Origin of the sequence: Hyphomonas sp. (assembly GCF_022844445.1) — a bacterium.
Classification (GTDB): Bacteria; Pseudomonadota; Alphaproteobacteria; order Caulobacterales; family Hyphomonadaceae; genus Hyphomonas.
Map to the genome: position 1 here is coordinate 134,791 of NZ_JALHLS010000004.1, position 14,254 is coordinate 149,044.

At 65.0% G+C, this 14,254-nt stretch carries 10 protein-coding genes and 1 pseudogene; 6 read left to right on the top strand and 5 right to left on the bottom strand.

Annotated features, from left to right (window positions below; translation table 11 throughout):
* Positions 1-57 precede the first annotated feature (57 nt).
* Positions 58-2,301 (top strand): hypothetical protein, encoded by a 2,244-nt coding sequence (locus tag Q0C17_RS06500; RefSeq protein WP_291203126.1) that lies wholly within the window; start codon positions 58-60, stop codon positions 2,299-2,301.
* A gap of 160 nt (positions 2,302-2,461) precedes the next feature.
* The gene (locus Q0C17_RS06505) at positions 2,462-3,214 is read left to right on the top strand and encodes a pentapeptide repeat-containing protein (RefSeq protein WP_291203129.1); all 753 of its coding nucleotides are present in this window, start codon (positions 2,462-2,464) and stop codon (positions 3,212-3,214) included.
* Positions 3,215-3,562: 348 nt separating this feature from the next.
* On the opposite strand, the gene aspS is transcribed toward Q0C17_RS06505, so the two are convergent.
* Positions 3,563-5,386: an aspartate--tRNA ligase gene (gene aspS, locus Q0C17_RS06510; RefSeq protein WP_291203132.1), complete on the bottom strand. Its 1,824-nt coding sequence runs from the start codon at positions 5,384-5,386 to the stop codon at positions 3,563-3,565.
* 97 nt (positions 5,387-5,483) lie between these two features.
* Here aspS and rnd point away from each other — a divergent pair, with 97 nt between their 5' ends.
* A complete protein-coding gene (gene rnd / locus Q0C17_RS06515; protein WP_291203135.1) occupies positions 5,484-6,650 on the top strand; it encodes a ribonuclease D in 1,167 nt (388 codons plus the stop codon).
* Positions 6,651-6,686: 36 nt separating this feature from the next.
* Here rnd and Q0C17_RS06520 read toward each other — a convergent pair whose 3' ends face one another.
* Genes Q0C17_RS06520 through Q0C17_RS06535 form a run of 4 tightly spaced genes read right to left on the bottom strand, consistent with a single transcriptional unit; the run spans position 6,687 to position 12,087 of the window.
* Positions 6,687-8,174 (bottom strand): Ppx/GppA family phosphatase, encoded by a 1,488-nt coding sequence (locus Q0C17_RS06520; protein WP_291203138.1) that lies wholly within the window; start codon positions 8,172-8,174, stop codon positions 6,687-6,689.
* On the bottom strand, positions 8,171-10,339 hold the full coding sequence (locus Q0C17_RS06525; RefSeq protein ID WP_291203141.1) for an RNA degradosome polyphosphate kinase: 2,169 nt from the start codon (positions 10,337-10,339) through the stop codon (positions 8,171-8,173). The genes Q0C17_RS06520 and Q0C17_RS06525 overlap by 4 nt, the downstream gene beginning before the upstream one ends.
* A gap of 6 nt (positions 10,340-10,345) precedes the next feature.
* A complete protein-coding gene (locus Q0C17_RS06530; protein ID WP_291203144.1) occupies positions 10,346-11,077 on the bottom strand; it encodes a chromosomal replication initiator DnaA in 732 nt (243 codons plus the stop codon).
* Positions 11,074-12,087 carry a hypothetical protein gene (locus tag Q0C17_RS06535; protein ID WP_291203147.1) on the bottom strand — a complete coding sequence of 338 codons (1,014 nt, stop codon included), beginning with the start codon at positions 12,085-12,087 and terminating at the stop codon, positions 11,074-11,076. Before Q0C17_RS06535 ends, Q0C17_RS06530 begins: the two co-directional genes overlap by 4 nt.
* A gap of 149 nt (positions 12,088-12,236) precedes the next feature.
* Between Q0C17_RS06535 and purM the strand changes: the two genes are divergently transcribed.
* From purM to Q0C17_RS18160, 3 genes and pseudogenes are all read left to right on the top strand, one after another.
* A complete protein-coding gene (purM, locus tag Q0C17_RS06540) occupies positions 12,237-13,259 on the top strand; it encodes a phosphoribosylformylglycinamidine cyclo-ligase (protein ID WP_291203150.1) in 1,023 nt (340 codons plus the stop codon).
* On the top strand, positions 13,256-13,846 hold the full coding sequence (gene purN, locus Q0C17_RS06545) for a phosphoribosylglycinamide formyltransferase (protein ID WP_291203154.1): 591 nt from the start codon (positions 13,256-13,258) through the stop codon (positions 13,844-13,846). Before purM ends, purN begins: the two co-directional genes overlap by 4 nt.
* 181 nt (positions 13,847-14,027) lie before the next feature.
* Positions 14,028-14,102, top strand: a pseudogene (locus Q0C17_RS18160) (hypothetical protein); the annotation flags it as partial.
* Positions 14,103-14,254: the final 152 nt, after the last annotated feature.

The window sequence follows — 14,254 nt, forward strand, 5'->3', positions numbered from 1 at the left end:
GGCAGGGGCGCCCGCAAGGCACCCTCAGCTGAACTGATTCGGCCGGGAACCCCATTGATGTCCGCGAAATCCCCCAGCGACCTTCTCGAAGCCGCCGAAGCCGACGGGCTTCTCTCTGCGGAAATGCGGCTGCGCGACGTGCTGCGCTCGGCCGGGCGCCCGGCCCAGCCGCTGAATGCAGCGGCGCTCCGAGATGTCCGCTCGGCCTGGTCGGCGGCCAACCTGCTGGGCGTCTCGCAGCTTGCGACAGCTGAAATGCTGGAACGCCTCGGCGACGCGCCTCGAAACGCCGAGCTGGCCGAAGCCCTCGCCGCCGGCCTGCCGCAGGATGTGCTGGAAGAAGCCCTTCGCCAGCCGGGCGGCATCCTCAAGACCGCGGCCTCGCTGCGCGCCGCTGCGGTCAGCACGCCCTCGCCCCGCCCCGGCGTGTTCGAGGCCGGCCATATTGATGCCGTTCTCTCTGAAGCCCTGCTCGCTGCGCTTGAAGAGGGCGCCGAGATTCACCTGATGCGCGCCGCCCTGCCGGAAGCCGGCACACTCTGCCGCGTGCTGGACGTGGCCCAGGCCGTTGGTCCCGCGGGCCTTGAAGCCGAATACCTTGTCGCGTCAGTCGATGCCGCTGCCCGCAGCCTCGGGGATGGCATGCTCGTCGTCGCGGGGCTTGGCGCTGCGGTCCTGTCGCTCGGGCTCGACTATGCGTCAGAAACGGGTGTCGCGGTCGGCGCCGCGCTTGCCGCGCTGGTCAAGTCCGCCGCCACCGGCGCGGCCTTCCCGGCCGCGCAGGGACGCTTGCTCGGCCTCGAGGGCCTGAAGGCGTCCGGCCGCCGCCCCTGCCAACTCGCGATTCTGCCGCTTCGAGACATGGCGGGCACGCTGCCTGAATGCGAAAGCGAAGGCGCCGCGCCGGTCCGCACTGTGCTGGCTTATGGCGAGGACGCACCAAGCCTCAGCCGGGCCGCCCGGCTCGGCCTCGCCCGCCGGGCGCCGGAACAGCTTCCGCAGCTGCTCGAACGTCTCGCCCAGGCCGGCGCTCACGACCTCGACTCCGCTCTCGGCCGAAACAAGCTGCGCGACCGCGGCTTCACAGACGAAGCCATCGAACGCGTCACCCGCGCCATCGGCGACGGCCTGCCGCTGAACGCCGCTTTCTCCCGCTGGGTGCTCGGCGACGAGATCATCATCCACGACCTGAAGCTTTCGCCGGAGCGTTTCGATTCCGACGGCAAGGCGCTCCTCTCGGCGGTCGGCTTCTCCAAGAAGGACATCGCGGCCGCCGAACTCGCCATCGATGGCGCGATTGAGGAGATCGCCGGCAAGGGCCTCGCGGCGGCCGGGCTGTCCCTGACCGTGAGTGCGGACGCCGAGATCCGGTTTACCGCTGCCGCCTCCAAGGTACTCGGCGGGATGGGCATGCTGCGCGCGCCTTCCGTCGAGGGATTGGAACTCGCCGAAGCAGCGATGGCTGCCGGGCTCTCTGCGTTGATGGCAGGCCACCGGGCCCCGCCCTCTGAGGATCTTCGGATGCGGATGGATCAGATCATCTCGCTTGCCGAGGAGATCGCCGAGGACGCCGAAGCGCTGCCGGACCTGCCCGCCCTCTCCGAGGAGCCGCCTGCCCGCGTGCGCCGCACCCGCCTGCCGGACCGGCGCAAGGGCTATATCCAGAAAGCGACTGTCGGCGGGCACAAGGTCTACCTCCACACCGGCGAGTTCGATGATGGCAGTCTCGGCGAAATCTTCATCGACATGCACAAGGAAGGCGCTGCCTTCCGCAGCTTGATGAACAATTTCGCGATCTCGGTCTCCCTCGGCCTGCAATATGGTGTGCCGCTGGAGGAGTATGCCGACGCGTTCGTCTTCACCCGGTTTGAGCCCGCCGGGGCTGTGACCGGCAATGACCGGATCACCAACGCCACCTCGATTCTGGACTACATTTTCCGGGAGCTTGCGGTGTCATATTTGGGCCGCGACGACCTCGCCGAAGCGGACGTCACCCATGACGGCCTCGGCCGGGGCGCCGGGGATGCGACGCGGGGCGAGCCGGCGCCGTTCACTTCCGAAGCGGCGCAGTTCATTTCGCGCGGCTTCTCGCGTGGGCAGCTGCCGGACAACATCGTCATCCTCGACAAGCGCCGCGCCGAGAAGGCCGCCGAAGAGCCGGAAGCAGCTGCAGGCGACCTCTCGCCGGCTTATGTCTCTCAGGCTTGCCCGGCCTGCGGGAGCTTCACGCTGTTCGAAGCGGGACAGGACGGCCACCTCGCCTGTGACACGTGCGGGGAAGAAAGCCGCGCCAGCCAGTAGCGTCTAGCGCGACTGAAGGGCGTTGCGGGATCGCCCTCCACGGGAAAAAACATGAAGATGCGGCAACACTTATTGCTTTCTGGCAACAGTCGTGCCGCATTTACAGTTCTTACAGTTTGTTCAGTTTAGACCGTATCCGGAAACAGCTATCCCGAGTCCCATGGACAACCTGAATCTGCGTCTCGTATCCCTTGCTGGTGCTTTCGCTGCCATCGCCGCCCCGGGCGTGATGGCTCAAGGTCAGCCCGTTGCCTGGTCTCCCAGCTATGTCGGCACCTGCGCCACCTGCGAATTGTCGGGCCGCAACCTGACGGGCTGGACGCTGGCCGGGGCGAACTATTCCGAAGCGAAACTCGACTATTCCGTGATGCGCGGCGTGCAGGCCGTGGCAGTGAACTTCGAGCGCGCGGACCTGACCGGCGCCGACATGAGGGGCGCCGTTCTTACCAATGCGAAGCTGGCCGATGCTATATTTGCCGGCACCCGGCTGCAGGAAGTCAGCGCCACCGGCGCGGATCTGCGCCGCGCGCTGATGCACGGCGCCAGCCTCCAGGACGCCGTAATGATCGGCGCCAATTTCGAGGACGCCGAACTGATCATCGCCCGTCTGGAGGGCGCGGACATGTCCGCCGGCAACTTCGAGGGCGCGATGCTGGACCGCGCGAATCTGCGGGGCACGGTCTTCAACGGCGCGAACTTCAAGAACGCGCGTTTTAATGGAGCCGACATCACCGGCGCCTCGTTCAAAGACGCCCGATTTGCCGGCGCCAACCTCGCCAGTGTGAAGGGCTTCGCCGAAGCCGATTTTGATGGCGCATGCGGCTCGCTTTCGACACGCCTGCCCGCCGAGGCCCGGCTGCCGCTGTGCACCACCACACAGCTCGCCTCACGCCTTGGCTCGGACTTGGACTAGTCCGGCCTGACGGGCTTTCATTTTCCGGGTACGGATGTTCTGGCTTTGGCCAGGTCTCATTGCTTCGCAACAACGCAGAAAGTGCGGCCGGACGCGCTCCAGGGGAGGGTCAGGTTCTGTCAGCTTGGTGGAACGAGCCCCTCAACTCTTATGCCTGCGCACTGCTCCGGAAGAGACAGAGGCGTCGCAGATTGCCTTGAAGGCGGGGCCTGCTGACAGGCCGGGGGGACGACACACTAAGGTCAGTTCTGGGGCGGGGAAGTTGGCGCGAGCCCGAACACATGCAACGCTTCCCGCCCTGCCCGACCGGCCTTTGCCGGAGGACAAGGCAAGAGCTTACAGAGAGCCTCAGGCCTTCACGGCCGGGGCGAGCCGGATGTTGAGTTCCTTGAGCTGGCGGTCTTCGACCGGGCTCGGGGCGCCCATCAGGAGGTCGCGGGCCTGCTGGTTCATCGGGAAGAGGATGACATCGCGCAGGTTATCGACTTCGGCCAGCAGCATCACGATGCGGTCCACACCGGGGGCGATGCCGCCATGTGGCGGAGCCCCGTAGCGGAAGGCGTTCAGCATGCCGCCGAACTTCTCTTCCACGACGTGAGGGCCTTTGCCGGCAATCTCGAAGGCCTTCAGCATGATGTCCGGGCGGTGGTTCCGGATGGCGCCTGAGGACAGCTCGATGCCGTTGCAGACGATGTCATACTGGTAAGCCTTGATGGCCAGCTGTTTCTCGGTCGTGTCGGCGGCCAGCAGCGCTTCCATGCCGCCCTGCGGCATTGAGAAGGGGTTGTGGCTGAAGTCCACGCACTTGTTGTCTTCGTCCCATTCGAACATCGGGAAGTCGACGATCCAGCAGAGCTTGAAGATGCTCTTGTCGATCAGACCGAGTTCTTCGCCGATGCGGGTGCGGGCGGCGCCGGCCAGCTTGACGGCGGCCGTCTTGTCGCCGGCCGAGAAGAACAGGGCGTCGCCGGCTTTGACACCTGCCTTGGCGGCGAGCGCGGCAAGGGCTTCCGGCGCGAAAAACTTGGCGATTGGGCCGGTACCCGACAGCTTGCCGGCTTCTTCGACGAAGCGGATGTAGCCGAGGCCGGGAGCCTGCATATCCTTCTTCGCCCAGGCGTCCATCTTGTCAAAGAAACTGCGCGGCTGCTCGGCGGTGCCCGGCGCCGGGATGGCGCGGACGATGCCTCCGCCGTCGACGATCTTCTTGAACACGCCGAGGGTCACGTCCTCGCGGGTTGCGATCTCCGAGACATCCGCGCAGATGATCGGATTGCGCAGATCCGGCTTGTCGGAGCCGTATTTCAGCATCGCCTCGGCATATGGCACATGCTCGAACGGACCTGGCACGACCGTGCGATTCTTGCCGTCCCATCTGGCGAATTCTTCGAAGATGCCGCGCATGACGGGCTCGACGGCGTTGAAGACGTCTTCCTGGGTGACGAAGCTCATCTCGATATCAAGCTGGTAGAACTCGCCCGGCGAGCGGTCGGCGCGGGCATCCTCGTCGCGGAAGCAAGGCGCAATCTGGAAATAGCGGTCAAAGCCCGAAACCATCAGCAGCTGCTTGAACTGCTGCGGCGCTTGCGGGAGGGCGTAGAACTCGCCGGGGTGCATGCGGCTCGGCACGAGGAAGTCGCGCGCGCCTTCCGGGCTGGAGGCAGTGAGGATCGGCGTCTGGTATTCGGTAAAGCCCTCGGCGACCATGCGGCGGCGCAGGCTTGCGATCACGTTGGAGCGCAGCACCATGTTCTTGTGCAGGGCCTCGCGGCGCAGGTCCAGGTAGCGGTGCTTGAGGCGGATCTCTTCCGGATACGAATGGTCGCCGAATACCGGCATAGGCAGCTCGGCGGCCTCGGACTGGACGGACACCGCCCCGCCGACGACCTCGATCTCGCCGGTGGCGAGGTTGGCGTTGACCAGCTCCCCGTCGCGGGCGACGACCTTGCCTTCAACCGTGAGGACGCTTTCGGCGCGCAGGCGCTCGACGGTGGCAAAGCCGGCGGAGCCCGGATTGAAGACGATCTGGGTCAGACCGTAATGGTCGCGCAGGTCAATGAACATGACCCCGCCATGGTCGCGCCGGCGGTGCAGCCAGCCCGAAAGCTTGACGGTTTCACCGACATGGGACTTGCGCAGCTCCCCGCAGGTGTGGGTGCGATAGGCGTGCATCGGACGAAAACTCCGGAAAATCGGTCCAACATAAAGAAGGCGGGTAGGGCACAGACCCCCTCGCCTTTGTCAAGCTGGTGCGATAAGCGCTCCGGCAATGACTGACAACACCCTGACGCCGATCACTGAGCAGTCCGCGCTGGAAGACCTGTGCGGGCGCCTCGCAGAGGCGGAATTCGTCTGCGTCGACACCGAGTTCCACCGGGAAACGACCTATTGGCCGGAACTTTGCCTGATTCAGGCCTCCGGGCCCGGCGTGGAAGGCTTGATCGACCCCCGGGCCGAGGACCTGGACATAAAGCCCTTCCTGGACCTGATCGCCTCCGACCGGCAGACCAAGGTGTTCCATGCCGCCCGGCAGGATATCGAGATTTTCAACCGGCTGATCGGCCACCCGCCCGGGCCGGTATTCGACACACAGGTCGCGGCGATGGCGCTGGGGTTCGGTGATTCGATTTCCTACGACAACCTCGTCCAGAGGGTGTTGAAGAAGCAGATCGACAAGTCCAGCCAGTTCACGGACTGGATGCGCCGGCCACTTAGCCAGAAGCAGCTGATCTACGCGCTGGGCGATGTGACCCACTTGCGGGACGCCTACCTGAAGATGCGCGACGAGCTGGAGCGGACGGACCGGATGGTCTGGGTGCGCGAGGAGATGGCAGAGCTGGAAGACCCTGCCACTTATGACACCGACCCGATGAACGCCTGGCAGCGCCTCAAACTGCGCATGCCGAAAAAGGACTATGCGGCCGTTGTCGTCTCGGTCGCCGCCTGGCGCGAGCGCGTGGCGCAGGAACTCGACAAGCCGCGCCGCCGCATCCTGAAGGATGACGCAATCCAGGAGATCGCCGCACAGAAGCCTCGGACGGAGGAAGATTTCGCTCAGCTGCGCGCGGTGCCGAGCGGGTTTATCCGCTCCAAGCATGGCCAGGGGCTGATCGAGGCCGTGCGCCAGGCAGTCGAAGCACCGGACACATTTGCCCCGGAGATGTCGCGCCCCGTGCAGAATGCCCAGATCCCGGCCGGCGCGCCGGAGCTGCTGAAGGTGCTGCTGAAGCATGTCTCTGACGAGCATGACGTGGTGCCGCGCCTGATCGCCAACTCCGCCGACATCGACCGCATCGCCCGCGGCGAGACGAGCGAGGACATCCCCGCGATGACGGGCTGGCGCCGCGAGATGTTCGGCAAGAAGGCGATTGCGCTTCTGTCTGGCAAGCTCGCTGTGTCGTTTGCTGGCGGCCAGGTCAGATTGTTCGACGTCTGACATTCCTGGACGCGGGATTTTGGCCCGCCCAGCGAGTTACCGCACGCTCGTGCGCCATTTCAGTTTGAGCTGGCTTGCGGCCTGTGACAGGCGGCGCTCAACCGTCTCAGAAATCATGTTCGCGTCCTTGCGGTCGACTTCCAGTTCGAGAGCATCGCCCACGCGGCGCAGGGCGGCGCGTTTGAGGATGGGACCGGAGCGTCCGGAGAAGACGGCGCCGAGGCGCATCAGAAGGCCGACTTGGCGGGCGCGGTCCGTCTGCGCGTCCGTCGTGAGGCCGGCATGTTCCGGCGGGCGCTTGAAATCCTTCTCGTACCGGCAGCCGATGGCATAGGCGATCATCGCGCGCTCGGGATGGGAGACGCCCAGATAGGGTGCGCGGAGGGCCTGATCGTAAGCCATTTCGGCGCGGTGATCCGGATGGTAGCGGCCAGCGCTGTCGGCCATCATGCAGGCGGCTTTCTCGATGCGGATGTCTGCGGCAGGCGAGCCGAAGAGATCCGGCTGGGGGATCAGCGCGGGCGCGATAAAATCATGCAGCGCGCGGCCGAAGGCGATCTGGTTCTGGTCAAGGCGCGCATAGGCGATGATGCCGTCCGTCAGCGGGTCATCAAGGTTCATCTTCAGGAGTTCGTGCAGAACGCCTTCACGCACGCCTGTGGCGGAGATGGTGACGCCTTCCAGCGCACTTTGCGTCAGCACTTCTTCCATCAGGATGGCCGCCATCGGGAAGTATTTCGCGCGGCGCTTGTCCAGCGCTTCAATCTGCTGACGAGCCGCGGCGTTGGTAAGCGAGTCCACACAGAGCTTGGCGGCGCGGGCCACTTGCCCTTCATTGATCTGGTAGCCCTGCAGGACGTGCAGCGGGTAGCGTTCCAGCTCCATCACAAGGCGTCCGAAAGCGCGCCAGGCGCCGCCGACGGCGTAGAAGCGGCCTTTCGCGTCTTTGAGGACTTCGCACGCCTTCAGCGCGTCACGCACGCGTTTGCGCAACTCCTTCGGTTCACTGACGATATCGCCGAGCGCCAGCGGGCCGAGCATCAGGCTTTCGCCCATTTTTGGCCCGTTAGACAAGCCGATGCGTTTCAGCTCGAGGCTGGAGCCGCCGAGATCGCCGATCACGCCGACAGGATTGTGGATCGAAAGATCAACCCCGCGCGCGGAAAGGTGCGCTTCGTCCTCGCCGCTCAGAAGGCGAACGGGGCGGTTGAGGATCTTGCCGGCCTGCTTCAGGAAATCGGGACCGTCCTGGGCCATGCGTACGGCGGCCGTGGCGACGGCTTCGTAGGTGTCGACATTCAGCGCTTTGAGGATCGCGCGGTACCGGCTCAGCGCTTTCAGCGCGGCTTCCACGCCCTGCGGCGACAGATGGCCCGTCTTCGTAAGGCCCTCGCCCAGCCCCGCCATGACTTTCTCGTTGAAGCTCTGCAGGATGGACGCGCCCAGCACATCGCAGATCACAAGGCGAACGGAGTTCGATCCGATATCTATGATACCGGCCTGGCGCGGTTGCTGGATGGTCATTTAGGCCTCTCAGGGAGCGTCAGGCGCGGCGGCAGGCTGACTTCCAGCGCGCTGCCTCGGCCGGAGAGGCTGGGATTGGACATGAAATATCCGTGTGCGGAGAATGCGCTCGACGGATCCTTCGGCTCGAGGCGCTCATAGGCCCCATCCGGATGCATCAGCCAGGTCTGTTGCTCGTCGTTGAGATTGGCCACCATGATCTGGCTCATCACCTGCCGATGCACGGTGGGGTTCTGGATTGGCACGAGCACCTCAACGCGCCGCATCAGGTTGCGAGGCATCCAGTCCGCCGAGGAAATGAACACTTTTGCATTCGCCGACGGTAGCGCTTCACCATTCGCGAAACAGAGAATGCGCGAATGTTCAAGGAAGCGGCCAACGATGCTTTTCACCGTGATGTTCTCAGAGAGACCCGCAATGCCGGGGCGCAGGCAGCAGATGCCGCGCACCACCAGAGCGATTGGCACGCCGGCCTGGCTTGCCTTGTAGAGCGCGTCAATCACGTCGCCGTCGACCAGCGAGTTCATCTTCGCCCAGATGCCGCTTGGCTTGTGCTTCTTCGCAGCCAGCACCTCCTGCTCGATCATCGACAGCAGGTTCTGCTTCAGGCTCACCGGCGCCATGCTGATCGTCTCGAAATCGGGCGCCACTTCTGGTGGCTCCCGGTTTGCGGTGACGTAGTTGAACAGGCGGTTGGCATCGCGCCCCAGTGCGGGATCGGCGGTGAACAGCGAGAGGTCGGTATAGATTCGCGCATTGATCGGGTGGTAGTTACCCGTGCCGTAGTGCGTGTACGTGCGCAGCTCAGTGCCTTCACGGCGCACGACGAGCGAGACCTTCGCGTGCGTCTTGTATTCGATGAAGCCATAGACAACCTGCACGCCGGCGCGTTCAAGATCGCGGGCGAGGCGAAGGTTGGCCTCCTCATCGAAGCGGGCCTTGATCTCAACCAGCGCCGTCACCGTTTTACCGGCTTCGGCGGCCTCGATCAGGGCACCGACAATCGGGGAGTTTATGGTCGTGCGATAGAGCGTCTGCTTGATGGCGACGACTTGAGGATCGGCCGCCGCCTGGCGGACGAATTCGACCACTACGTCGAAACTCTCGAACGGGTGATGGACCAAGATATCCTTGGCACGGATGGCGGCCAGGATGTCGCCGCCCATTTCGCGGATACGTTCCGGATAGCGCGGCTCGTAAGGCGAGAAGAGAAGGTCCGGTCGGTCATCGACGATCAGTTCGGCGAGGCGCGCCATGCCGAGGATGCCGTCATACAGCACGATGTCGGATGGCTCGGCGCCGATCTCACGCATGATGAAGGCGCGCAGCGTTTCCGGCGCGCTGGCCTGCATCCGCAGGCGCACGATACGGCCACGGCGGCGCTGTTTGAGCAGCACCTCGAACTCGCGGATCAGGTCTTCGGACTCTTCCTCGATCTCGATATCGCTGTCGCGCACGATGCGGAAAAGGCAACGGCCTGCTTCCCTGAAGCCGGGAAACAGGGATGTGAGGAACAGGCCGATCACATCTTCCAGCGCAATGAAGCGGATACCCGGCTTCTGCCCCGCCGGCAGGCGGATAAAGCGGCGCACGAAGGTGGGCATCGGCACGATCCCGACCTGCCCCTCTCCGCCACTCTCCGGCTCAAGATCGAAGGCGATCGTGAAGCCGAGGTTCGGGATGAAGGGAAACGGGTGGGCCGGGTCAATCGAGAGCGGGGTCAGGATCGGGAAGATGTTGGAATTGAAGTAGGCCTCGATATCGGCCCGCTCGCGCTTGGTCAGATCCTGCGCGCCGAGAACGAATATGCCTTCCTTCTCCATGTCGGCTTTCAGCTGGCGCCACTGCTGCTGCTGGCTGGCGATCAGGTCGAGCGCCGCGGCCTCGATCTCGGCCACCTGCTGCACGGGAGTCAGGCCGTCCTGGCTGACCTTGGTAACGCCGGCACGCACCTGCTCACGCAGGCCGGCATAGCGCACCATGTCGAACTCATCGAGGTTGCTCGCCGAGATCGAAAGGAAGCGCAGACGCTCGAGCAAGGGATGGGCCGGATTGTCGGCCTCCTCCAGCACACGTTGATTGAACTCAAGCCAGGACAACTCGCGGTTCAGGAACCGCTGAGGCGAACTCATCAGCTGTTTGTTCAAACGCTGGCTGTCCGCCATCCTGCCTCACCCTTCCGCCTCGTCCTCGTCGGCCGCCTCGCCCATCTGCTCCAGAACCCGGCGGGCCAGCGGCAAGCTGGGCGCCCGGTCGTTGTCGCTGACGGCCTCGCTGAGCCTGTCCATGAAGTTCTCAACGGCGTCATAGGCAAGTTCAAGCCGGGGCACCAGATAGTTGAGCGTCTCAGGCCCCAGTCGCAGAAAATGGCGGGCGGCGGCGATCTCGAGCCGGGCGCGGACCACGGCGTCATCCGGCTGGCCGATCTCCCCGACGGGGAGTGCGTTGAGGCGGGACTTGAGGTCCGCTGATCCGGTGCGCCACTGCGAGGCAGGCCGGTGCGCCGTCAACAACAGGCGCCCCCCCCCGCCGGCAACGAGGTTTATCAACGAAAGCAGCGCTTCATCATGCTTTCCGGCGGCGATGTCGGCATCGTCGACGGCGACGTGGCGGCCCGCCAGGGCGTCGAGGCCCCGCCGGCCAGCCTTCGCCAGCTCCGCTGCGGTCAGCGAGACGCCGCCGAAGCGGTTCGCCCAGGCTTCGGCAAGGAAGCTGAGACCGCACTTTGCCGGGCCGGTGACGCAAAGCACAGGCGTCGCCCAGCCTTCTGGATGGCCGACAATGCGCAAGGCTGCAGCATTGTGGACGCCGCGCAGCAGGTCGTCCCACTGCGCCACCGGCGCCGGGAAGCCGAACATCGGCTGCTGCGGTGACCCGTCCTGTTCGGCGTCACCTGAGCTCACTGGACCGACGTCGAAACCGCCGAGCGAAGGGTGAGTTCGTTGTTTTCGCGGGCGAGTGTCACGCCGCGCTGGACGAGATCGTTACGCAGGCGGTTCTCGTCGCCGGCATAGGAGAAAGTCACAAGCGCGCCTTCCCGCGCGACGGCGGTGGTACGGAAATCCGAGACCAGCGGCGAACGGGCCAGCGCGCCGCGCAGCGTGTTCCACTCGACCAGCGAGGTGAAGAGGACCGAGGCGGTAACTTTTGTGCGGTTGCTGTCACGGATGATCGAGGACTGTTTCCAGGATTCGTCGAGCAGGTTGGTGACGGCATCGACAGCGGCTTGCAGGGTCGGGGCCGGCGGCGTGGCGCCGACCGGCTCATTGCCGGTAGCGGTGACGGTCGACACGACGACGCGCCAGGCGCCATCGCGGCCTTGCAGTTCGGCGATGATGCCCCGCTTGGCATTCTTGGGTGTGGCTTCCGGTGAAATGTCGGACCATGAGCTGAAAGCGGTGTAGCCGGACGACGTTGCGGTGACTGAGGGCACGAGAGCGCCGCGGTTGCGCTCGCCGAAAGCCTCGGACCAGGCAGCCTGGAGGCCGGAACCGGCGACGGGCACCATCAGTGCGAGCGGCGCCTGCTGGTCCATGTAGGGCACTTTTAGCGAATCAAGATGGGCCCGCACAGTCTGCGGGTTCAACACGACGGCCAGCTTGCCGCGATACCGGCCGGCGCCGGCGGTTTCTTCCTCGACGTCCACGGCCGCCGTGAAGCGGGAGGCAAGAGATCCGTCGACCGGTACGCCGCCGGCCGCGTTGCGGTCAGACGCGAGGGTGATCTTGTTGATCAGCTGGCGCGCGGCCGAGGCGCGCGCTGCGGCCATCGCCTTCTCGCGCGCCTCAATGACGCTGGGCGCCGTCTCATCCACGGAAATGTTGCGGATCGTGTAGACGTCTTTCGTGTCGGCATAGACGTACCCGGTCCCGATGAGAGACATGAGCATGGCGGCCAGAACCAGTCGAATCATGGAAGGCGAACTCCTTAGCTGAGGCTCTTCTAACAGGCGCATTCTGAACCGGAAACCGCGAGCTTCACTTCCGAAGCTTCACTGGAACTTGTCCCCACCTCATGCTAACGCGCCGGTTCGGGCAAGCAGCGGGGCCAGATCCGATGAACATGACATCCAAACCGCCCCTGTCGTACCGCGACGCCGGTGTCGATATTGAGGCAGGCGAACGGCTGGTTGATGCCATTTCACCGATGGCGAAGGCGACATCCCGCGCCGGCGTAATGGGCGGGCTCGGCGGGTTCGGCGCGCTGTTCGACCTGAAGGCCGCCGGCTACAACGATCCGGTACTGGTTTCGGGCACGGACGGTGTCGGCACGAAGCTGATGCTCGCCTTCGAGACCGGCATCCACAGCACGGTGGGCATCGACCTTGTGGCCATGTGCGCCAACGATGTGCTCGCCCAGGGCGCAGAGCCCCTGTTTTTCCTCGACTATTTCGCCACGGGCAAACTGGAGAGTGGGATCGCCGAAGCGGTTATCGCGGGCATCGCGGAGGGCTGTCGCCTGTCGGGCTGCGCACTGGTGGGCGGCGAGACAGCCGAAATGCCCGGCATGTACCCGCCGGGACATTACGATCTGGCAGGGTTCGTTGTTGGCGCGGTGGACCGCGACAAAGTGCTGCCGCGCGTGGGCGAGATGAAAGCCGGCGATGTGCTGATCGGTATTGCCTCCTCCGGACCACATTCCAACGGCTATTCGCTGGTCCGTCGCATTGTCGCCCGGGAGGGCCTGTTTTATGGCGGCCCCTCACCCTTCTCCGATGCGCAGACGCTGGGCGAAGCGCTGCTGACGCCGACGCGCCTTTATGCACCGCTCGTGCTGCCGCTGATCCGCTCCGGCCGCGTGAAGGGCCTCGCCCATATTACCGGCGGCGGCCTCACCGAGAATACACCGCGCATGTGCCCGGACAGCCTGGTGCCGAGGATCGACCGCACCAGCTGGACGCCCTCGCCGGTGTTCCAGTGGCTGCAGGAGGCCGGCAGCGTTGATACCGACGAGATGCACCGCACGTTCAACATGGGGATCGGCATGGTGTTGGCCGTCAGCCCAGCTGAGGCAGCCAGCGTGATCGCGGACCTGAAATCAGCCGGCGAAGATCCGCGCGTAGTGGGCGAGCTCTCCCCGGCATGAGGCGCCTGAAGCTTGCGATCCTGATCTCGGGCCGCGGCTCGAACATGGAAGCCCTGCTGAAGGCGATTGCCGCTGATCCGGACTATCCTGCCGTTGCGGTTCTGGTAGCCTCCAACAGGCCGGACGCGGCCGGACTGAAGATTGCCGAAGCCGCCGACGTGCCGACTGTGGCCATCGACCACCGCGCCTATGGCAAGGACCGCGTTGCTTTCGAAAAGGAACTTGACGACGAACTGCGCCGGTCCGGCGCCGAGATCATCGCGCTGGCCGGCTTCATGCGCGTTTTGACGCCCTGGTTCGTGACGCGCTGGGAAGGCCGGATGATCAACATCCACCCGTCCCTCCTGCCGAAATACAAGGGCCTCGACACCCAGCAGCGCGCCATTGATGCGGGCGACAATGAAGCCGGTTGCACAGTCCACTGGGTGACATCCGGTGTCGACGAAGGCGAGATCATCGCGCAGGCGCGTGTGCCGATCCTTCCTGGGGACACCGCTGACACGCTCGCCGCGCGCACGCTGCCCACCGAGCACAAGCTCTACCCCGAGGCTTTGAAGATCGCCTGCGCGAAGATCCTTCAGACCTAGGCGCTGCGCCGTCGTGGACAGCGGCGGACGAAGGGGTAAGGTGCGCTGCAAAGTCAGGGCAGACTCATGAGCGATATCGTCATCACACGCCTAGACGGCCCGCCTTGCGGGCTTCGACGCGGAAGGCGAGATCACCGGCTCACACAAGGGCCCCGGCGTGATCAGAGCCGACCCTGCCGGCGTGCCGGAACCGGTGGCCGGCCGCGGCGTTACGCAGGCGCTGCTCGACATGATGCTGGACGATACGCGCTCCAACGGCTTCCGGATCGTCCCGGTCTGCCCCGATGTATGGGGCCGATATGCCAAGCATCCGGAGGGGCCGGCCTGTTCACGACGAAGCGCGGCGGAACACCTTGAGACGCACCTGACCAGACAACCCACGACAACCAAAACAAAAGGACACCGGAC